Origin of the sequence: Nocardiopsis codii, assembly GCF_036327455.1 — a bacterium.
Taxonomy (GTDB): Bacteria; Actinomycetota; Actinomycetes; order Streptosporangiales; family Streptosporangiaceae; genus Nocardiopsis; species Nocardiopsis codii.
Genome location: NZ_JAUZMY010000008.1, coordinates 163,386 through 183,223 on the forward strand (window position 1 = coordinate 163,386; position 19,838 = coordinate 183,223).

The 19,838-nt window shown below is 69.1% G+C and carries 17 protein-coding genes; 10 read left to right on the forward strand and 7 right to left on the reverse strand.

The window, feature by feature from the left end:
• Window positions 1-9: 9 nt before the first annotated feature.
• The gene (locus Q8791_RS10620; RefSeq protein WP_330091467.1) at window positions 10-747 is read right to left on the reverse strand and encodes an AlkZ-related protein; all 738 of its coding nucleotides are present in this window, start codon (window positions 745-747) and stop codon (window positions 10-12) included.
• Window positions 744-2,399, reverse strand: coding sequence for an amidohydrolase (locus Q8791_RS10625; RefSeq protein WP_330091468.1), 1,656 nt, complete (start codon window positions 2,397-2,399; stop codon window positions 744-746). The genes Q8791_RS10620 and Q8791_RS10625 overlap by 4 nt, the downstream gene beginning before the upstream one ends.
• Window positions 2,400-2,715: 316 nt before the next feature.
• Between Q8791_RS10625 and Q8791_RS10630 the strand changes: the two genes are divergently transcribed.
• Window positions 2,716-3,060, forward strand: a complete 345-nt coding sequence (locus Q8791_RS10630) for a septum formation family protein (RefSeq protein ID WP_330091469.1) — start codon at window positions 2,716-2,718, stop codon at window positions 3,058-3,060.
• 107 nt (window positions 3,061-3,167) lie between these two features.
• On the opposite strand, the gene Q8791_RS10635 is transcribed toward Q8791_RS10630, so the two are convergent.
• From Q8791_RS10635 to Q8791_RS10645, 3 genes are all read right to left on the reverse strand, one after another.
• Entirely contained in the window at window positions 3,168-3,983 is an 816-nt protein-coding gene (locus tag Q8791_RS10635; RefSeq protein WP_330091470.1) for a thioesterase family protein, read from the reverse strand.
• A 255-nt stretch (window positions 3,984-4,238) separates the two neighbouring features.
• Window positions 4,239-4,817, reverse strand: coding sequence for a sugar O-acetyltransferase (locus tag Q8791_RS10640; protein WP_330091471.1), 579 nt, complete (start codon window positions 4,815-4,817; stop codon window positions 4,239-4,241).
• Between the two features lie 188 nt (window positions 4,818-5,005).
• Window positions 5,006-6,244 (reverse strand): PP2C family protein-serine/threonine phosphatase, encoded by a 1,239-nt coding sequence (locus Q8791_RS10645; protein WP_330091472.1) that lies wholly within the window; start codon window positions 6,242-6,244, stop codon window positions 5,006-5,008.
• A 447-nt stretch (window positions 6,245-6,691) separates the two neighbouring features.
• Between Q8791_RS10645 and Q8791_RS10650 the strand changes: the two genes are divergently transcribed.
• The 8 genes from Q8791_RS10650 to Q8791_RS10685 all read left to right on the forward strand — a co-directional run bounded on the left by Q8791_RS10650 (window position 6,692) and on the right by Q8791_RS10685 (window position 17,349).
• A complete protein-coding gene (locus tag Q8791_RS10650) occupies window positions 6,692-8,107 on the forward strand; it encodes a DUF6177 family protein (protein WP_330091473.1) in 1,416 nt (471 codons plus the stop codon).
• 323 nt (window positions 8,108-8,430) lie between these two features.
• Complete coding sequence (locus tag Q8791_RS10655; RefSeq protein WP_330091474.1) at window positions 8,431-8,757, forward strand: cell envelope biogenesis protein TolA; 327 nt, start codon at window positions 8,431-8,433, stop codon at window positions 8,755-8,757.
• A complete protein-coding gene (locus Q8791_RS10660; RefSeq protein ID WP_330091475.1) occupies window positions 8,754-9,125 on the forward strand; it encodes a DUF6507 family protein in 372 nt (123 codons plus the stop codon). The genes Q8791_RS10655 and Q8791_RS10660 overlap by 4 nt, the downstream gene beginning before the upstream one ends.
• Window positions 9,122-11,656 carry a hypothetical protein gene (locus Q8791_RS10665; protein ID WP_330091476.1) on the forward strand — a complete coding sequence of 845 codons (2,535 nt, stop codon included), beginning with the start codon at window positions 9,122-9,124 and terminating at the stop codon, window positions 11,654-11,656. Before Q8791_RS10660 ends, Q8791_RS10665 begins: the two co-directional genes overlap by 4 nt.
• A gap of 9 nt (window positions 11,657-11,665) precedes the next feature.
• Entirely contained in the window at window positions 11,666-12,316 is a 651-nt protein-coding gene (locus tag Q8791_RS10670; protein ID WP_330091477.1) for a hypothetical protein, read from the forward strand.
• A gap of 825 nt (window positions 12,317-13,141) precedes the next feature.
• Entirely contained in the window at window positions 13,142-14,935 is a 1,794-nt protein-coding gene (locus Q8791_RS10675; RefSeq protein ID WP_330091478.1) for an ABC transporter ATP-binding protein, read from the forward strand.
• Window positions 14,925-16,721 (forward strand): ABC transporter ATP-binding protein, encoded by a 1,797-nt coding sequence (locus Q8791_RS10680; protein WP_330091479.1) that lies wholly within the window; start codon window positions 14,925-14,927, stop codon window positions 16,719-16,721. Before Q8791_RS10675 ends, Q8791_RS10680 begins: the two co-directional genes overlap by 11 nt.
• A 211-nt stretch (window positions 16,722-16,932) precedes the next feature.
• On the forward strand, window positions 16,933-17,349 hold the full coding sequence (locus tag Q8791_RS10685) for a DUF5959 family protein (RefSeq protein WP_330091480.1): 417 nt from the start codon (window positions 16,933-16,935) through the stop codon (window positions 17,347-17,349).
• A gap of 267 nt (window positions 17,350-17,616) precedes the next feature.
• Here Q8791_RS10685 and Q8791_RS10690 read toward each other — a convergent pair whose 3' ends face one another.
• Entirely contained in the window at window positions 17,617-18,474 is an 858-nt protein-coding gene (locus Q8791_RS10690; RefSeq protein ID WP_330091481.1) for an SDR family NAD(P)-dependent oxidoreductase, read from the reverse strand.
• A gap of 79 nt (window positions 18,475-18,553) precedes the next feature.
• Between Q8791_RS10690 and Q8791_RS10695 the strand changes: the two genes are divergently transcribed.
• A complete protein-coding gene (locus Q8791_RS10695) occupies window positions 18,554-18,973 on the forward strand; it encodes a MarR family winged helix-turn-helix transcriptional regulator (protein WP_330091482.1) in 420 nt (139 codons plus the stop codon).
• 438 nt (window positions 18,974-19,411) lie between these two features.
• Here the strand turns inward: Q8791_RS10695 and Q8791_RS10700 are convergent, their stop codons facing one another.
• Entirely contained in the window at window positions 19,412-19,660 is a 249-nt protein-coding gene (locus Q8791_RS10700; protein ID WP_330091483.1) for a PLD nuclease N-terminal domain-containing protein, read from the reverse strand.
• Between the last annotated feature and the right edge of the window lie 178 nt (window positions 19,661-19,838).

A 19,838-nucleotide genomic window follows, 5' to 3' on the forward strand; every position in this document is an offset into this window, starting at 1 on the left:
TCCCGAGTGTCAGGGCTGTCCGGCCGAGGCCGCCTCCCAGGCGAGGTGGGCGCGGTCTCGGTCCCAACGGAAGGTGCGTTGGAGTTCGCGCGGAGTCGCCTCCACCATCGTGTCCAGGAAACGGGCCGCAGCGGAGGCATCCCGTTCTCCCCGTTCGCCTTGGCTGGGCACCTCGAAGGCCCGTGCGGTCAGTTCGATCACCGAGGCGGGCCACCCCGAGCCGGTGTTGTCGGTGCCGTAGCCCGTCACCAGGAGAGACCTGCCGAGTTCCGCGAGAACCCTGTCGAAGTCCCTGCCCTTGAGCCCGAGGGAGGCCCTCGCATCACGTGTGTTCGTCGGTCCGTTCACGAGAAGGGTCTCCGCCAGGGCCCGGGCACTCGGGGTCAGATGATCGCACTGGGTGAAATCGTCCGGCTCTCCCGGGTACTCGTACAGGTCGGCCAGGAGTTCCGGGCTCAGCAGGGTCTGGCGGCTGCCCAGGAACCGTCCGAGCCAGGCCTTGCTCAGGGCAGGGAGGGTGTCCTTCCAGTCCCACATGGCCTCGAAGTCCTCCCCCAGACCAGAGGGGAGCATTCTGGCGTCGTCGTCCCGGGAGATCTCCCGCAGACAGGGGTAGACGGGGCGGTCGCCGCCGAACAGCACCGCGAACCCGACATCCTGGACGAACGCCTGGGCCTCGTCGACGGTGCGTATGGTCGGCCGGTCGCACCACCAGCGGCTCAACCGTGCTTCGAGAAGATCACTCATACCAACTCCTCCAAGGGATCGTGTACCGGGGCGCCTCCGACGAGGGTCAGGTCGGCGCGGGCGTCGTTCCAGCTCTGTGCGTCGTGTGCGAGAACGTCCAGGCTCAGGACGGTCAGGTCGGCCGGCGCCCCTGTGCGGAGCCTTCCGGATGCGCGCGTGACATGGGCGGCTCCGGAGGTGTAGGCGCGGAGGATGTCGCGCGCGGACAACCGTTCGGACGGGTTGAGTACGCGTCCGGCGTCCTCCGGCCCGAGCCAGGGGGCGCTGGGAAGGGAGGGGCTCCGCGTCACAGCGACGTACATCCCCCACAGCGGGTGAGGGCTGCTCACAGGCCAGGCGCTGCTCGCCGCCAGGCGCGCACCGTGTCGTAGCAGGCTCGCGAAGGGGTACTGGCGCTCGATGCGGTCGGTGCCGATCAGCGGGCCGAACACCTCACGGGTGGCGGGAACCTCTGCTGCCCAGAGCGGCTGTATCACGGCGGTGACGCCGAGGTCGGCGAAACGTCCGAGATCGGACGGGTCGACGAGTTGCGCGTGGGCGATCTGGTGACCAGGGGCGGGCGGGACGGAGCGGGCCCGGGCTGCGGAGACCGCGTCCAGACACTCGCGCACGGCCCGGTCGCCCACCGCGTGGAAATGCGCGGACAGGCCAACATCCTGGAGGGCCGCGACCGCTGATGCGAGCTGCCAGGGGTCCAGTCGGCCGCCTTCGCTGTCACGGCCGTTCGCGTACGGGGAGATCAGGGCGGCCCACCCGTTCTCGCAGATGCCGTCCTGCATGATCTTGACCGCGTCCGCGCGCAGACCCGCTCGCCGGGCCAGCTGTGCTCGGTGGAGAAGGCCGTCGACCTGGTCGTCGCCTTTCGCCGGGTCCCACCACATGGCGAGCGAGATCCGTCCAGTCAGAGCCCCCGCCTCGGCCAGTTCGAGGTAGGCAGGCAATGGGTCCGCCAGTCCCAGGTACGGCCCGACCAGCGCGTCCTGCCACGCGGTGAAACCGAACCCGTGGAGTGTGCGCTGGGCCGCCAGGAGGGCCGAGCGGATGCGGTCCTGTCCCGGATCCGGTAGCAGTCGGGAGATGAGGTCGGCTGCTGTCTCCTGGAGGAGGCCCGACGGTCGGCGGAGAGAATCGCGCACGATCCTGCCGTGCACCGGATCGGAGGTCGCGGAGGTGATTCCGGCTCGGGCCAGTGCGGTGCTGTTCACCCAGGCGTCGTGCAGGTCTGCTCCCAGGAGGTACACCGGGCGGTCGGGCACGACTGCGTCGAGGATCCCTGCGGTGGGGCGTCCACCGGGGAAGAGGCTCGACGCCCAGCCACCGCCGACGATCCACGGCTCTTCCGGGTTGTCCTCCGAGTACGCACGGACCATCTCCAACGCCTGCCCCTGTTCGGCTGCGGGGCGGAGATCGCACCACGTTTCGAGGATTCCGGCGGGGAGGGGATGGACGTGCGCGTCCTGCAAGCCGGGGCTGAGAAGCCGCCCCCGCAGGTCGACGATCCGGGTACCTCTGGCGGCACGCGCTCTCAGATTCGTCGAAGCGCCGATCCCGGTGATCCGGCCGCCCGACACTGCGAGGGCGTCAGCACCCGGCACACGATCGAGGCCGTCGAACACTGTCCCGCCGACGAACAGCAAGTCGTTGCCTTCCAAGAGAACCCTTCTCAACTCCGTGCTGTCAGGTGGCGCCGCGCGGAGTGGCGCGCCGCTCCTGCGGATTTGTTCTCCCAGTTCATCGCGGTACGGCTCTCACTGTGGCGGGGCCGATGCCGTCGGCATCTGCCGCCCGACGGCTTCGTCCGGTTCGCGGGGCGACGTTCGGTCGGCGTTGGTCCGGCACCGCTCCAGGCGTGCCCTCCCGGCGACGAGGGAAGAGGAACTGGACACCACGATCCCAGAACCAGTGAGGTGGGGTAGCACGTGTTGTTGGCCGTATCCGGCCAGGGCTTCCACAACGTGCCGCCACACTTTGTCGCTGTGCACCCTGCAAACCGGCGACTGCTTCATCGAGCCCGCCACCACGGAGTTCTACGAGGTCGAGCTCACCTCCTGCGACGAGCCGCACAACGCCGAGGTGATCGGCTCCTACTCTCCCTCGGGGAGCGACTGGCCCGGAGAGGCCGCGTTCTACGTCGACATCGACGCCACGTGCAGCCCCATGAGCGACAGCGTGCTGGACCCCGCGCGCACACCGGCCACGTACTACGTCGGGGCCATCATGCCGAACCAGGATGCGTGGGAGTACGGGATCCAGGAGGCCTTCTGCTACGTGTCCGCCGACGGGGAGTCCTGGACCACGTCCCTCACCTCGTGACCCCGAGTCCGACGGACCCGCGGTGACAGGACCACGCGGTGACGGGCAGGACACCGACATCGAACAGGCCCGCTCCCGGCACCGGGGGCGGGCCCGCGCCGATCCGGTCAGTCCATCCGGATGCCGGCGAGTTGGTGCGACTGGGCGACGATGGTGCCGCGGCCGTCCCTGACGGTGCAGGTCTCGTCGACCCGGCCGTCCTGGACGAGGTTGGCCTCGAACACGACGTGCACCGGCCCCGGGGCCGGGAGCGACCGGACGTAGGTCGACAGTTCCACGGTCGGCACCCACCCGGTGAACGCGATGTCGAAGGTGGCCGGTGGGAGCGCGTCGGCGGCGAACAGGAGCGAGGCGGGGTCGAAGGCCTCGCCGCCCGGGAGGTCGAGCCAGCCGCGCAGCTCGCCGATTCCGCGGGGCGCGCCGTGGACGGACGACAGCGACTCCGGTTCGAGGTGCAGGTGGACCTGGTGGAGCAGTTCGACCGCGAACCCCTCCCGCGGAGGCAGGAAGCGCGGGCAGTCCTCGAACGGGGCGCCGGCGGCGGGCAGCCCGTCCGAGGCCCACCGCGCCTGCCCGGCCTCCGACAGCGATCCGAGGCTGAACACCGACTCGGCCCTGGGGGTCGCGTCCTGGCTCAGCCGGACCCGCACCTGGGTGATGCTCCTGCCCTGGCGCAGAGTCTCCACGTCGAGGCTCACCCGCCCGGGACGGGGCACGCTCAGGAAGTGGGTGCTCGCCGCGACAACGTGGGGGTGGGAGGACGCGGCTACGGCCGCGCGGGCCATGATCGCCTGCAGATAGCCGCCGTTCGGGTTGCCGACCACGGTCCACAGTGGATCGACATCGGCGACGTACGCCCCCGGGCCGGACGCGGTGATCGCGGTGGCCTCCTCGAAGGTCCGGCTCTGGGCGGTCCTGGTCATCGCGACGTTCCCTTCCTGTCCTCGGCGCGCGGTCGGGCGCCGGACCGGGTGCGCGGTGCGGTCTCCGCGCCGGTGCTCGGGGGTCCGTGGGAACCACCCGGCCGTGGGCCACCGCGCCCAGCCGCTCCTGCGCCACCACTTCACTTCCCGTCTGACTTTAGCTCTCTGAAGCCAGCGGGCTGCGTGCGCCCCCATGCCGGTGACGGGAAGCCGAGGTGAGGAGCCCAAGGAACCCGGTGTCGGTGCCGCCCGGCACTACCAGCGTCGGCGCACGGTGCCCTTGGGACCGGCCACCAGGCTCGCTGCCGGCACGTCGTCCGCCACCACGGTCCCGGCTGCGACGACGGAGTCGCGGCCGATGCTGACGCCGGGCAGGATCGTCGCGCCGGCGCCGATCCACACGTTCTCCGCCACATCGATGGGCGCACCGCTGAGGAAACGGCGCCGCTCCCCGGGGTCCACCGGGTGACCCACCGTGATGAACGTGGCTTTCGGGCCGACCATCACACCCTCGCCCAACCGGATGCCGGCGTAGTCGAGGAACGTACACCCCTGATTGACGAAGACACGCTCCGCCAGGTCCAGGCGAAGGCCGTGATCCGTGTAGAAGGGCGGGTAGATCGTCACCTTCGGAGGGAGGGGGCCGCCCAGGATCTGCTCGAACAGTGCCGCCTTGCCCGCCTCGTCGCCGAACGGGAGGACGTTGAGACGCGAGGTCAGCTCCGTGACCCGCAAGACCCTCTCGCTCATCGCTCTGAACTCGGCACCCAGAACGCGCTCGCCCCTGGCTCGGAACTCCGGATCGTGGATCAGCATGAAGCGGTCGTCGGTCATGCGCCGATTGTCGCGCAGCCCCGCGCGGTCGCAGACCGGTCGTCCTCGATCCCCGTTCTCGTAGGTCGGCTACTGGATCAAGCGCCCGGACCCCGAAGACCTGGTGGACGGCCGGGCGATGGATTCCACCGACAGACTGTGATGACCAGCAAAGACGAAGGGGCGACAGGAGCCGAGGAAACACCGATTCAGGGCATCAGGCCGTCGTGGGGAGGCTGCAGGGGATGCCATTCGGACAGGACGATGGTGGCGTCGTCGGTGAGCCGGTCCTGCTGGTAGCTCAGGATGGCGTGGATGAGGCGGCGCAGGGCTTCGGGGGCCGACTCCCCGGCGGCCAGGGCACGGATGACGAAGCCGGCGAAGCGCTCCTCTCCGAACAGCTCCCCGGTACGGGGGGAGCGGGCCTCGGTGACACCGTCGGTGTAGAGCAGGACGCGGTCGCCGGGCTCCAGGTGGTACTCGTGGACCCGGCGTTCACCACTGGGCACGTCGCGGCCCAGGCCCAGAGGAGGCTCGGGACTGCGGTCCAGCGCTCCGGGCACCGGTTCGTAGTCACGCAGCAGCAGCGGCACGGGATGACCGCAGTTGATCCAGCTCAGATGACCGCTGACCAGGTCGAGTTTGCAGAAGACACCGGTGACGTAGCGGTCGGGAAAGACCTCGTGGACACTGGCGTCGATGGTGGCGACGATCTCCTCCAGGTTCGCCCCGGCACGGCGGGCGTTGCGGTAGGCGGCCAAGGCGACCGCGGCGAGCAGGCCGGAGACCAGGTCGTGGCCCATCGCGTCCAGAATGACGGTGTACAGGGTGCTGCTGCTCAGAGTGTGGTCGAAGGCATCGCCGTGCAGGTCGTAGGCGGGCTCCAGGACTGCGCTGGAGGTGGCCGTGTGGCTGCCGACGGTACGCGGGGCCAGGGAGGCCCACACCATCTCGGCGGGCAGCTGCATCGGGGCGGTGCGTTTCACGCGGACGTAGGCGTCGCTGTAGAGGTCCTTGGCGATCACGAGCAGGGCGACCAGGGACGCCAGCGCCTCGTAGAGCTCCAGAGCGTCGGTGTCCAGGACGGGGGCCTGCACGCTCAGCACGCCGACCCGCTCGATGCCGTCCAGCAGAGGCAGCCACAACGTCAGGTCGCCGTTGCTGGAGGTCGTGATGCGGGGAGACATGGTGCGGTAGCACCAACCCGCCAGGCTGGGCTCGACCGCCACGGTCCGGGGCTGTTCGGTCCGCTCGTCGGGCAGTGCGATCAGGGTCTGCTGCTGGACGTCGGCCAGATACACCGTCAGCCTGGTGACGCCCAGGGCCTCGTAGTGCCGTCGCAGCAGGCCCGGCAGGTCGTCCGGGGCCATCCGGTGGCACTCCTGCAGGATCTTGCCGAGCACCATGTCCCCCCGGCTGCCCGTCCCCTCACGCATCCGTCCACCCATCGGTTGTCCGTACGTGCACGGCCCCCGCCTCCCGTTCGGACGCGGTCGGTCCAGGGCCCGTTCGTCCGTTCACCCGCTCTTCGAGCCCATTGCGGGCAACCTCCGCCGAGGCCGACCCGGTCGCCGCACGTCGCTCCAAGGTCCCATCCACCGAACGCCCCGTTCCCCCGCCACACCCGGCCTTTGCGAAAGTGTGGGCCGGGCAGCACGGCCGCGTCGAAACCGAGCGGTACGGAACCTCGCCGACTCAGCCGTCCGCCGGCATGGCCCGCACCCGGCCAGGCCTGGTACGCCCTGCGCCCGGAGGCCGATCATGAGGTGCCCGAAGGAAGCAGGCACCCCACAGCGGTCGGGCGACGGCGTGGCTAGGCTCCTGAGCGGATGGACCGATTCGGGCTCTTTTCAGCGGGTCCGGCATTCTCCGCACGACCCCCGCAAGGAGAACCGTTGAGCTACGACGTGGTGGCACTGGTCGCAGGCGAGCCCGACGAACACGACATCGTCCGGGCCCTCGAGAGCGTCGACCAGGAACTGCGCCTGCACTGGCACAAGGACACCAGTGTCCTGCAGATCCGTGATGGGGACGGGCGCCTTGTGGCCACCCTCGAACCCGGGCAACGGGTGGAGTCTCCGGGCGAGGTCGTACGCCTGTTGGGCGCGGAGGCTGTGGCAGGACTGCCGGACAGGTTCTGGTGGGTGGAGACCCGTGCCCGCCCCGACGCGCAGGGCCGTGAGGTGGCGCACCGGTTCGCCGACGGGCTCGTGCTCAGACTCGGGGGCGCGGTGTGGACCTCGGGTGGGGCCGAGTTCGGGCTGTGGGAGGAGTCGGACCACCCGGCGGTCGAGCGCGCCGCACCGAAGGCTCTCCTGGTCGCCCAGGACCGAGAGGTCGTGCCGTTCTCATCCTGGCTCAGCGACGCGGTGGCCACCCACGCCGGCCAGAGAACGCTCCAGGTGCTCACCCCGCCCACCGCACGGCTCACCTACGGAGTGCGCACCTTCCTGGCCGGACCGCTGGGGCGCTGGGTGGTGCGGGACGAGGACGGGGGACACTACGACGGCTTCACCGGGCTGCCGGTCCACTGGGACGACGAGTACGGATTCCTCGCGGACAAGGAACCCTCCGGGCTCAACTGGACCGAGAGGGAACCCGACGCCGCGCCCGTGCCCGGGTTCCTCGTCGACTTCGCCGAAACCGCGGGGACGCAGGTGGTGGTGGACGTGTCCGTACTCCACCGGGACCCCCTCACCCCGCACCTGGGCCGTGCCGCGGAGATCATCGCCGAGCACCTGGCCGGGCACGCGCCGTCCGCGTGGGGACCCCACGAGCCCACGCTCAGGGAGTGGGACCGTGAACGGATCACGGGTTTCGCCGCCGAGCGCAGGCCCCGGGCGTCGATCCTGTACCTGTCCGGGCCGTTCGGCCTGGGACAGCCGCTCTCCGGACAGATCGGTCTCACCTGGCACGGATCCCGCATCCGGGAACGGATCTCGATCGCGGCCGGGTTCGAGGACGGGGACGCGGCGCCCTTCGACGCGCTCCCGCAACTGGTGGAGGCACTCGCCGCCGAGGGGCTTCTCGACGGCTTGCGGGTGCGCCACCTCCCCGGGCACAGCGACACCACCTGCTCACCGGTGTGGGCGGGGCCCGCCATCCCGGTCGGACTGGCGATCGGACCCGAGCGTCTTCGTGCGGTCGGGTCCGACCGCGCCCAGGCGGGCCCGATCGGGGGCACGCTCCTCGGTGAGGGGGCGGATCAGGCGGTCTGGTACCCCGTGCTGAGCAGCGCGGAGGCTCCCTTGCAGGGCCTGGAGCTGATGGGGCGGCAGACCGACTACCTGGCAGCGGATCCCAGAGGGTGAGGGCCGAGCCCGGGATGGTGCCACCACTCGATCTCGTCGATCAGGCCTCGGGGCTGACATCTCGGCTTCGTCGAATGGAATCCGAATGAAGGACTGGGAAACTCGCTTCTGTCAGACAACGGCAATGGTGATGCACATCACTTGATGTGAATGGGTGCCGTGAAAGGCGAACATTCGGGCTGCTCAGGTAACCCTTCATGGTTGTACGGACGGTATTCGACGCACATTTATACCCCGGAGAAAAGTCACCACATGTAGGCATACTGCTACTGCGACCCATGCGGGTCAGGCGCAGTGCCGACAAGGAGAAGAGGCTGGGGCGGATGAAGTTCGAGCTGGTAGAGCCATCAGAGGAAGACTCCACCAACCGTGAACTCCCCGCCCCCGGGGCCAGGAGCGAGGGAGCGCAGGAGCCGTCGGCGCCCCCTCTCGGCCACGAGCACGCCGACGCCCTCGTCAGACCGGTCAGGGAACGTATGAACACGGCGGTGGAGGGTGTTCGTGCTTCCTTGAACCAGCTCAGGGCCCATGTGGCGGACGAGAACACGGCGGAAGCCCTCCGCTCTGTCGCCTCCGTCCCGGAGATCGGAGCCGGCACCGTGTTCCACGCACACCGGTTCGCCGCTCCCACGCAGGCGGGTGAGCGATGAGCCAGTGGGACATCGACGTCCACGGCGTTGCTCTGGTCCTGACCGACCTCAGCACCCAAATCGGCCTCGAAGGCGACGGATTCTCCGCCACCATCGACACCACCGCAGACGGCATCGACATGGCCCTGACCAATGTCAAGAGCCCACCGGTGGAAGCCGCGCTCGGCGGTTTCCTCGGGCACTTCACCAGCCAGACGAACGCCATGTTCACCCGCAGCCTGTCGTGCCTGCAGGGTGCCAACGACGCCGCACTGGCCTACAGCCAGGGGCAGGAGGAGATGGCCGCCGAGGCCCAGAGCCAGGCGGGAACCGGGTTCAACCTCGACCTGGGCCCTGACGCCCCGGCCACCCCCGGAGGACCGCGGTGACGTTCGAGCCGACCCAGCCCCAGGACGGGGTGGACCCGAACATGTTCACCCTCATCGACCCCGGGGCCATCCCCTACCCCCTGACCGACACCTGGTCCCTGAACTACGCGGCCGAGACACTGCGCACCGGCGGGGAGAACCTCTTCGGCGGCGCCGAGGACATGCACGCCACCTGGGGCGGCCTGCAGGCCCACTACGTCGCGCCGGAGAGCGAGACGCTCTTCGCCGCGATGAACCCGGTGGTGACCCGGGGCGAGGACATCCAGAGCGACCTGGCCACCGTCGCCGGCGCGCTGGAAGAGCTGGCCGACGCGGCCGCCACCGCGCGCTCCTCGCTCAACACCCTCAAGATCGAGGCCCAGTCGTTCTGGAACAAGCACCACGACAAGAAGGTGTGGTGGCTGGACAAGGACGACGAAACGGACGAGTGGGCCATCCAGGAGAACATCAGGCTCAAGGACGGGGTCAACACCGCCTGGGCCACGTTCAACGAGGCGGAGAACGCGTGCGCCACCCGCATCTCCACCCTGTTCGGCGGCCCCTCCTACGCCTCCCCCGACCAGGCGGGCGGGGACGACGTGCTCGTCTACGGACTGCCCACCGACGCCGGTGAGCGGGAGGCTCCGGGGTTCGACGAGACTCTCATGGACCCGGCCAACGACTTCACCGCGTGGCTGGGCACCGAGTTCCACCCCTCGATGGCCAGCTTCTCCAACAGCACCGGCCAGGCGGCCTGGGACAACATCGTGGTCGACGGGCTGTGGGGGTCCGCGGTGGGGCTGGCCGGGCTGTCCGGTGTATGGCACCCCCAAGGCGGGTGGCAGCTCACCCCCAGCGGGCGCTGGGAGAACGTGAAGAGCACCGTCAACGACGGGTGGATGGACGCGATGACCTTCATCGGCATCCACGACGACCAAGGGTGGGTCGCCGAGGGCGCCGAGGGCACTCGGTTGGATCGCTGGACCACCAACATCGGCGTCAGTTGGGACGAGGCGGTGGAGGGCCACACCGCCTGGTCGGTGCGGGAGGAGGACCTCGAGTACACCGGTGCCACGAGCACCATCAACACGGCTCTGATGACCGCTGGGTTGCCGATCAAGGTGGCCACGACCGTGCTGACCCTGGGCCCGGGCGGCGACGTGCTCTCACCCTCGTCCCGGAACGGCTCCTACTCCGACGGGTACGACCAGAACTCCGCACATGGCGGGCGTACACCGGTGGGTCCGAGCAGTCCGCTGCCCCGCCACCTGGAGGAGGGCACCGCCCCGATCGGTGAGCGTTTCGGGCACGACCTCACCCTTCTGAGGGAATCGCTCCTGGACCCCGAACAGCACCGCAACACCCCCGCCCCACAGCCGGACAGGCCGTCTCCCACCCCGAACCGTCCCGTGGCCGGCGACGGAGTCGACCAGCCCGCCCGAACCCCGATCACACCGGAGCGCGGCGACACCCCGCACAGCCCGAACGAGGGCTCTCTGCCCCACCGTCCCCGTGAGGAGGCGGATGCGCCGAGAAGCCAGGAGGAGAGGCCCGGCGCACCGGCCTCGACCACGGGGTCGGACGACGGGCCGCGTCGCGGCGACTCCGACGGTCAGCGAGCCGTTGAACCTACGGAACAGCGTCACGCGAATCGCGATGATGACCATTCCAGTGGCCAGGGTGGCGACCGCCCTGCGCGTGGTGATGGCTCCTCACGGGAGGAATCGGAGGCGCCGGAACTCGCCCAAGGCAGCGGAGAGGGTGGCGGTGAGGAGCCTCCCAGGGGTCGTACTGGAACCGGAGGTGGTGACGGTGATGGTGACAGCAACGCCGACAACCGTGATGGCAGTGATGACCCCGTCTACGAGAAGCCTGAGCCTACGAACCCTGACAACCAGAAGCCGGACCACAGCGGGCCAATGTCTCCCGACCGCCGGTCCGAACTCCGGGAGGAGATCCAGCAGGTGCCTGGCTTCAGGCAGCTCGGATTCGACGACAGGGACTATGCGAGCCTCTACAACTCTTTGGAGAACAAAAGGTCGACCGTCGGTGCGCAAACCGCAGATATGATCCTGCAAGGGCGGCTGGCCAATGTTGAAGGATTCAGTGACATGATTGCCTCCCTCAAAAACAGGAACGACCTCCCCGCAAGAAACCAGGAAATGAGAATCGCCACTGATCTGCTAGATGCGGGGTTTTCGGGGGAAAGGGTTTCATTTCCCGGAAAGAATCCGAACACCGGAGAGGATCTTGATGTGGCGTTAAGGGGGGATGATGGTAGGATCGAGTACGGGTATCAGGCGAAGGTTGTCGAAAATCCGGAAGGGATCAGAAGTGCCCTTCGGAAGATTCGAAAGCAGTTCCCGGCGGAAACCGAAGCGGTTCATCGAGGTGGAATCATTGAGGCAAACTTCGAGATGAGCGCCCTTATGGACAGGGATCTGAAGAATCTTATCAATGCGGCGGAGGATGAGGGTATCTCCTTCCATATCAACTTTCAGGACGGAACGCTAGATTTTCCCCCCGGCACCCCTATGTATCCGACTAGCTAGAGAGTTCTGATGTCAGCACTACTGCGAGCGCCCAGTGAAGTCGGTTCGTGGATTTGGTACGTCGAGGCGCCCGAGGAGATAAGTATCGATGGCAGTCTCCTTGTTCTCGCCGGGGTGGCGAGTGTTCTGGAAGATCACCATCTTCTCAGGTCGGATGTCATAGAAGTCTGCTGGAAAGAGCGAGGGAGGGGAAAAATTGGCATTTGGACAAAGTTGGCCCCAGGAATTCCCTTCGCCGATCCTGATTATGCAACGTTTGTGCGGCAGAGCCGGCCGTCTGGGTTCCCCAAAGCCCATGCGGCGCATCTCGACACGGTTGGCACTGGGACATGGATCGATGCGCGCGGGCGCAGGCGCCAAGAACTCCAGCTGGTCAACCTTACGGTCTCCCCTGAGCCTGGTGAGATTCAGGTGGAGATCAGCGTGCACCACGACATCTGGGCTTGGTACGACTTCTCAGGGCGCCCGCATCCCGAGATCTACGACCAGAACGCCCCTCGCCTTGCGGCGGCGCTCGAAGACGTAGAGACGGCGCTCCAAGTTGAAACCGAGAATGGCGAAGGAACGTACTTCGGGCGGGCAGAAGGATTCTGGATCAAGCGCCCGGACTCCGAAGACCTGGTGGACGGATTGGCTATGAATTCCACTGACAGGTTGTGAATTACCGCATAATTTGTGTCCCGTTTGCGAATCGCTCGGGTGCGTGTCCCGTCATGGGTGTAAATCTCGGGCGAGCTGACAAATGTGAATGATGTGTGTTGGCGTATGCCGACTCCGAAGTTCGCTGACTCTTTGAAGCGAACGTCGCCGAACTGCCGCTCTGTGACGGAGGGCAATTCCCGCACGTCAAGTACCTCGGTGGGAAATGGCAGTGGGATGGGGGCGGGCGAAGGTGTGGAACGGTCGCCACTGGCGCCAAGTGAGCCGCACAGGCGGCGAGGTGCACGACAAGGATGCCCTGCCAGATGAAGTCTCCGTGCCGGAGGTGGGTCACAGATTTCGGCGGGTTCCCGTGTGTAGCGCACCAGAAGAGAGCCTTCCCTTCCCTGGTCGGAGCGGTTCCGGACACCCAGGGCGTCCAGAACCGTGTCGATCGCCTCCTGGCCGTCACGGGAGGGCCGGGGGAAGGTCCGGCCCGTCTGCTCGATGGGGGCGGGTGGTCGACGAGATCCCCGACGGCTGGCCACCCCCGAAGCACCACAACGGCAAGGTGGAAAATTATTCACATCGACCAAACGCCTGATGGGAGCGCTCCCTTAGTCTGTTCGCTCCGCTAAATCGAGTTGACACCCGACAGGGGCGAGGATAGGTTCCACGTCGCCCAGTCATAGCAGCGTGGACGCGTACCGCTGTTTTTCTCCTCAGTATTCGATGACGACACGAAGCGATCGACTTCCCCATTGATGCACGCCGAGAGAAAGGCTGGTGCACAGGGTGTCTATCCCTGCCGCCGACGAAGTGGTGCGCCCTGGAAAGAGCAGCCCGATGGCCCTGCTCAAGGCGCGGAGGGAATGGGTCTTCTTCGGCACCCTGTGGAGGTCCCACCGGAGGCTGACCGCGGTGTGGTGGGCGCTGATCCTGTTCCAGGGGGTTCTTCCCGCCGGATTCGTCGTGGCGGTCGGCTCGCTCATCGGCGCCGTCGCCGACGGCTCCCCGCTGCTGGCACCGCTGCTCCTGATCGGCGTCGTCTTCGTCCTGATGCAGGTCACGACACCCCTGCACAACCAGGTCGGTTCCCTCCTGGGCGAGCACGTCTCCGATCGTCTGCACGATCGCCTGCTCGTCGCCGCCGGCACCCCCGAGGGTCTCGCGCACCTGGAGAACCGCGAGCACATGGACGAGCTGACCGCCGCCCGGGACTTCGACCTCGGGATGACCGGCCCGCCCCTGCACATGTCGATGGGCTTCATCGCCGGCGGCCTGGTGGAAGCCATCGCGGGCCTGGCGCAGGCGGTGGTCCTGGCCGCCTACGCGTGGTGGGCGCCGCTCCTGGTGGGGGGCGCCTGGCTCTCCACCCACTGGCTGCTCCGTGAGAGCACCCAGTGGGACCGCAACACCGGGGAGGTCCTCGACGCACAGCGCCGCGCCGAGTACTCCTACAGGCTGGCGGTGGACTCTCCCGCCGCCAAGGAGATCCGGCTCTTCGGCCTCGCGAGCTGGTTGACGGACCGCTTCGCCTCCGAGCGCAGGACCCTGGTCGAGTTGCGCTGGCACACCACCCGGCTGCGGCAGAAGCCGATGGGCTGGGCGGTGGCGGTCCTGACGGTCTCGGGAGGGCTGTTCTTCTGGTCCCTGGGAAGGGACGCCGCCTCGGGCGCCATCGACCTGGGCCAGGTGAGCACCTTCGCCTACGCGGCGGTCGGTGCCAGTGCGCTGGCCTTCGGCGGGCTGAACTGGGCCCTGTCCCTGGCCGCCGACGGGGTGGCGGCCGTGCTGCGCGTGGAGAGGACGATGTCCTCGAGCGCCGAGGCGCGCAGTGTGGTCTCCGGACGGACCCCGGCCGAGGGGATGCCGGCGGCCGAGATCAGGTTCCGCGACGTGACCTTCGCCTACCCGGGCATGTCCGCACCGGTCCTCGACGGTCTCGACCTCACCATCCCGGCCGGGAGTTCGCTGGCCGTGGTCGGCGTCAACGGTGCGGGCAAGTCGACCCTGGTCAAGCTCCTGTGCCGCCTCTACGACCCGGTCTCCGGGACCATCGAGGTCGACGGCACGGACCTCAAGGAGCTGGACCTGGACTCGTGGCGCCGCCGGATCAGCGCGATCTTCCAGGACTTCATCCGCTACGAGCTCTCCCTCAAGGACAACGTCGCACCCCTGGGCGCCGTCACCGAAGAGGTCGCCGACGCCCTGAGGACCGCCGGCGCCGCGGATCTGCGCGACCTCGACCGGATCCTCTCCTCGGGGTACGAGAACGGCACCGACCTCTCCGGAGGACAGTGGCAGCGCGTCGCCCTGGCCAGGGTCCTGTACGCCGTGGGCAGGGGGGCCGGGGTGGTCGTCCTCGACGAGCCCACGGCACAACTGGACGTGCGCGGCGAGGCCGAGGTCTTCGACCGTGTGCTGGAGGCCACCCGGGGGTGCACGACCGTCCTCATCTCCCACCGCTTCTCCACGGTCCGCCGCGCCGACCGGATCTGCGTCGTGGACAGGGGCAGGGTCGTGGAACTCGGGAGCCACGACGAACTCATGGTCCTCGGGGGCACCTACAAGCGACTCTTCGAACTCCAGGCCACGCGGTTCAACGAAGAACAGGACGGAGCCGACTGTGCCGGCTGAAGACCACCCCCTACCCGCGTCCTGGCGGGGCCTGGGCCGCACGCTGCACCTGGGCTGGACGGCCTCACCCGGGCTCATCGCCGTCGCGTTCGCGACGACCATCGGCGCCTCCCTGCCGGACGTCCTGATCGCCGCCGCCCTGGCGATGCTCGCGGACGCGGTGCTCTCCGGGAACCAGGTCGACGTAACCACCGCCGCCGTGCTCCTGGGCGCCCTGGCGGTCATGAGCTGGCTGCTGCGCCTCCTGAGCGAGAGGGCCAACCGTCGCTTCGCCGACCGCACAGCCGTGTTCATGGAAGCCCACGTGGTGCGGCTCCAGAGCGGCATCCCCTCCCTGGAGCACCACGAACGCCCCTCCTACGTCAACCGCGTCCAGCTCGTCCGCGATCACGCGGACACGCTGAGCGAGGTCTACCAGTACCTGTTCCAGGCGGTCGGCGCCGTCCTGCGCCTGGTCCTGACCATGGGCCTGCTGATGACCGTCCACCCCCTGCTGGGCCTGCTGGGTCTGTTCGCGGTACCCACCGCAGTGGTCTCCCACTGGCGTGGTGGGGCGGAGCACGCGCTGGAGGAGAGGGTCGGGCACCACGAGCGCCTGGCACGGCACTTCTTCCTCCTGGGCACGAACGCCTCACCCGGGCGCGAGCTCCGTGTCGCCCGCGCCAGGGAACGGGTGCGCGCGGGACGCCACCAGGCGTGGGCCGCACGGCACCATGCCATGTCCCGGGCCCGCTGGACGACCACGGCGTGGCAGGCGGCGGCGCTCACGGTCTTCGGTTGCGCGTTCGCGGGCTCCGTCGCCGGGGTGGCGCTGAACGGCGGTTCGGCGGCCGAGGTCGTCCTCCTCCTCGCCGCCGGCAGCCGCCTGGCCCAGTACATCGGCCAGACGCTCAGCCAGGTCCACTTCCTGCGCACGATCTGGTTGGAGGGAGGACGCCGCCTGCTGTGGTTGGAGGAGCTGTCCTCCATGGCGGCCGAATGGAGCCCGGCGCCTCCGCCGGAGCGGATGCGCTCCGGCATCACCCTGGACGGGGTCTCGTTCAGCTACCCCGGGACGGACCGGCAAGTGCTGGACGACGTCACACTCCACCTTCCGGCGGGAGCGGTGGTGGCCATCGTCGGGGAGAACGGGGCGGGCAAGTCCACGCTGGTCAAGCTCCTGGCGAAGATGTACGAGCCCGACTCCGGGAGAATCGTCGTCGACGACGTCCCCCTGGCCGACGTGCCGGCCGACGCGTGGCGGACCCGGCTCTCGGGCGCCTTCCAGGACTTCGCGCGCTTCGAGTACCCGCTGCGCCTGTCGATCGGCCTGGGCGACCTGGCCAGGGCCGAGGACGGGGAGGCCGTCGATCGGGCGGTGGAACGGGCCGACGCCCGCGCCCTGGCCGACCGGCTCGACCGGGGCCTGGACACCCAGCTGGGCAACACCTGGGCCGACGGGGCCGAACTGTCCGAGGGGCAGTGGCAGAAGGTCGCGCTCGCCCGCGGCTACATGCGCGACCCCCTGTTGCTTCTCCTGGACGAACCCGCCTCCGCCTTGGACGCCGAGACCGAGCACCTGCTGTTCGAGCAGTACGCCGAGCGCTCCAGGGCCCTCAAGGACCGGGGTCGCCTCACGCTCCTGGTCTCGCACCGCTACTCCACCGTGCGCATGGCCGACCTCATCGTCGTCATGGACGGGGCCCGGGTATGCGAACAGGGCAGCCACGAGGAACTCGTCGCGCTCGGTGGGCGCTACGCCGAGCTGTACGGGATCCAGGCCCGCGCCTACCGCGTCGAGACGTGATCATCGTGGCTCTCCCCTCTCGTGGGTGCCGGGGAACGCGGATGGGGGGCTGCTCCTGACCGGTCGCGGGCAGCGTGGCGGGTCATGTGGCGTCGATCCGGGGGATTCTCGGTGCCGGGGCGGTCGAGCGGTGGTCGGGGGACAACTGCGGTCGTCGGCGTTGCGCGAGAATCAGGGCGAACGTGGCCCATCGAGCATGCAAGAGGTAGCCGTGGCAGACGAAGCGCAGGCATGGGAACTGCTCCGGTTCGCGGACCCGGTGCAGAGCGTCGCCGTCGAGGTGGAGTTCGGTGCTCCTCTGACGATGGGGCGGGAGCGCTACTTCACCGCTCACATCGTGCTGGAGAGCGGCTTCGTCAAGGGGCGGCTCGGACTCCTGTTGGCCTCCAGGGATCTGGACGACTGGGAGCGCTGCCTGGACGCTCTCCAGGCTGAGGAGCGGATCACGTGGCCCATGGGTGATCGCGTTGCCTGGTTGGAGGTGGCGCCGGAGGATCCGGTGGAGGTGACCGTGCGCGATGCGCCCTCGACACAGATCGTGGTGCGCGTGCCGATCGACGTGACGGATGACTGGCTGGATGAGAACCGAGCGCGGCTGGGACGTGCGCGCAGGGCCATGGAGTGGTGATGCGTCTGCGAACGGCGGTTCGGTCGGGCCGGGTACCGCGTGGTGGCGCTCCCGGAGAGGGCGGGAGCGGCAAGGGCCCGCGCCGGTGAAGCTGGTCCCGCGCTGCCGGAGGCGTCGAGGGTGATCACGGACGGCTCCGGGCACACGCCCGGAGCCGCTCTGCCGTGGGAGCCTCGGAGACCTCGCACACCGGGTCGGGACGCCGAGGGGCCTCGGCGATCCGGGTGATGCACAGGCCCCGCTCTCCTGCGGGGCGTCAGGTGCCCGTCAGGTGCCCGCTGTCCCGGTCTCAACGACGTCGACGACCTCGTGCAGGCGCAGCCGACGGTTGAACCCGCCGGCCACCCGCGCGACGACGGTGCGCGGCAGCAGGCGCGCGGGCCAGGTCAGGACCCGGTTCACGGTCCGGCCCGGGTACGACACCGCGCGCCGCCGGGCGTAGTCGTCCAGCGTGTGGGCCGCGACGGTGGCCGCCGTGTCGGCCTGGGGGCCGATCGTGGCCGAGGTGCCGTCGAAGAAACCCGTCGCGATCGCGCCGGGGTGCGCCGCCATGACGTGGACGCCGGTGCCGCGCAGCTCCTCGGCCAGCGCCTCGGTGAAGGAGAGCACGAAAGCCTTGGTCGCGGCGTAGCTGGCCTGGTAGGGCATGGGCTGGAAGGCCGCGGTGGACGAGACGTTGATGATGCCGCCGGAGCCGCGGGCGACCAGCTCGGACCCGATCGCGTGGGTGAGCGCGAGCAGGCCGCTGACGTTGAGCCCGACGGAGCTCAGCTGCGGCCCGAGCGGGCGGCCGAGAAACGGGCCCACACTGCCCGCGCCGGCGTTGTTGAGCAGGAGGTCGACGGTCAGGCCGCGCTCGCGCAGCTCCCGCAGGATCCGCTCGGGTCCGTCCGGGGCGGCGAGGTCGCCGGTGATCACCTCGGCCGCCTCGGTGTCCGGCGCCCCGGCGGCCGGTCTGCCGTGCCGTTCCCGGATCTGTGCGGCGAGCTCCTGGAGGTCCCCGTCCGAGCGGGCCAGCAGGATCACCCGCGCTCCCCGCCGCGCCAACTCCAGCGCGTACGCCCGCCCCAACCCCTTGGACGCGCCTGTGACGAGTGCGGTCACACCGCGGTAGTCGTCTCCCACAAGTCCTCCATTGTTTCGAGTCTCGAAGCATCAAGCTAGCATGATCCTTCGATGCTCGAAGCGTCGGTAGGATGGCGGCATGACCACACCCGAGCTCACCGCGGTGGTCGCGGCGACCCACGACATCTGGATGCGGACCAACGACCTGATCGGGCAGGCACTGGTAGAGCACCGGCTGACACCGGCGACGTTCCAGGCGCTGTGGGCCATCGACCCGGCCGAGCCGCCGCCCTCGATGAAGGTGATGGCCGAGCGCCTGTACTGCAACGCCCCGAACCTGACCTTCATCAGCAACCAGCTCGCAGACCGCGGCCTGGTGGAGCGCGCCGTGGACCCCGCCGACCGCCGCTCCCGCGTCCTGGTCCTGACCGGCAAGGGGCGCCGGGTCCGCGACGAGCTGGTCCGGACAGCACTCGAGAAGTCTCCGCTGGCGGTGCTGTCCGACAGTGAGCTGAGGCAGCTCATGGCCCTGCTGAACCGCGTCGTCCGACCCGGCTGACGCGCCGGGCCGAACCCGGAGGCGGCGCCGAGCCCGCCGACCGCGGTGTGCGCGGCCCGGGTCGGCAGGGAGCCGCCGCCGCGGTTGCGGATGAGCAGGCCGGCGGCGGCTCGGCCGAGTTTCCGCCCGCCCGCTCACGACGGGCGCGATCGGTGCGCGCATGAGCTCCGAGGCGTGCAGGCCCGTGGCCGCTGCCAGGTGCCGTCCGGGTGTAGGTTCCACGGCCGAACGGGTCCGTCGTGCCGACTTCGCAGTTCAGGGTGATCGTGGCAGCGCCCCGACCTTCCGGGGCCCCATGCGGGCTTCCCCGGTCCCGTTCCGCCGGAGGCGTAGGGGCTTTCGCGCAAGGTGCGGCGCCGGACGTGTGCCCGGAGCCGCTACCTGCACAGGAGAGGCCCCGGAAGCCCTGAACCAGGGCTTCCGGGGCCTCACGTCGCGCTACCTGTACCTGTAGCCCTGGCCGCGTCCCACGAGGAACCACAGAACGGCCCCGATCAGGGGGGCGATGATGACGAAGATGAGCCAGACGACCTTCATCGACCCGTCCACCGGTGACCCGATGATGCTGAACACCGCGGCGATGATGAACACGACCACGGCCAGTCCCGCCAGCAGGGCCATGATCAGGATGGCGGCCGCGATTCCGGTTTGCATGGTCGTCGAGTCGGCCAGTGTCAGCAGGGACATGTCATGCCCTTTCGGGGTCGGTCGGAGGGTCGTCGTCCCGGCGGGACCGGACGGCCCCGGGGAACGTTCTCCACGCTAGGTGCGGTGACCCCGCCCGCGCCTCCACCTGCGGGCCACACCGTGACGACGACCAAAGCGGCACAACCGCGGGCGTCCGCGCCCCTTTGGTCGGTGCGCG

Bases quoted from the DNA above. Each gene is read 5' to 3' on its own strand.
- Q8791_RS10620 (WP_330091467.1), bottom strand. From the start codon at position 747: ATGAGTGATCTTCTCGAAGCACGGTTGAGCCGCTGGTGGTGCGACCGG.
- Q8791_RS10635 (WP_330091470.1), bottom strand. From the start codon at position 3,983: ATGACCAGGACCGCCCAGAGCCGGACCTTCGAGGAGGCCACCGCGATC.
- Q8791_RS10640 (WP_330091471.1), bottom strand. From the start codon at position 4,817: ATGACCGACGACCGCTTCATGCTGATCCACGATCCGGAGTTCCGAGCC.
- Q8791_RS10645 (WP_330091472.1), bottom strand. From the start codon at position 6,244: ATGGGTGGACGGATGCGTGAGGGGACGGGCAGCCGGGGGGACATGGTG.
- Q8791_RS10655 (WP_330091474.1), top strand. From the start codon at position 8,431: ATGAAGTTCGAGCTGGTAGAGCCATCAGAGGAAGACTCCACCAACCGT.
- Q8791_RS10660 (WP_330091475.1), top strand. From the start codon at position 8,754: ATGAGCCAGTGGGACATCGACGTCCACGGCGTTGCTCTGGTCCTGACC.
- Q8791_RS10670 (WP_330091477.1), top strand. From the start codon at position 11,666: ATGTCAGCACTACTGCGAGCGCCCAGTGAAGTCGGTTCGTGGATTTGG.
- Q8791_RS10675 (WP_330091478.1), top strand. From the start codon at position 13,142: ATGGCCCTGCTCAAGGCGCGGAGGGAATGGGTCTTCTTCGGCACCCTG.
- Q8791_RS10695 (WP_330091482.1), top strand. From the start codon at position 18,554: ATGACCACACCCGAGCTCACCGCGGTGGTCGCGGCGACCCACGACATC.
- Q8791_RS10700 (WP_330091483.1), bottom strand. From the start codon at position 19,660: ATGTCCCTGCTGACACTGGCCGACTCGACGACCATGCAAACCGGAATC.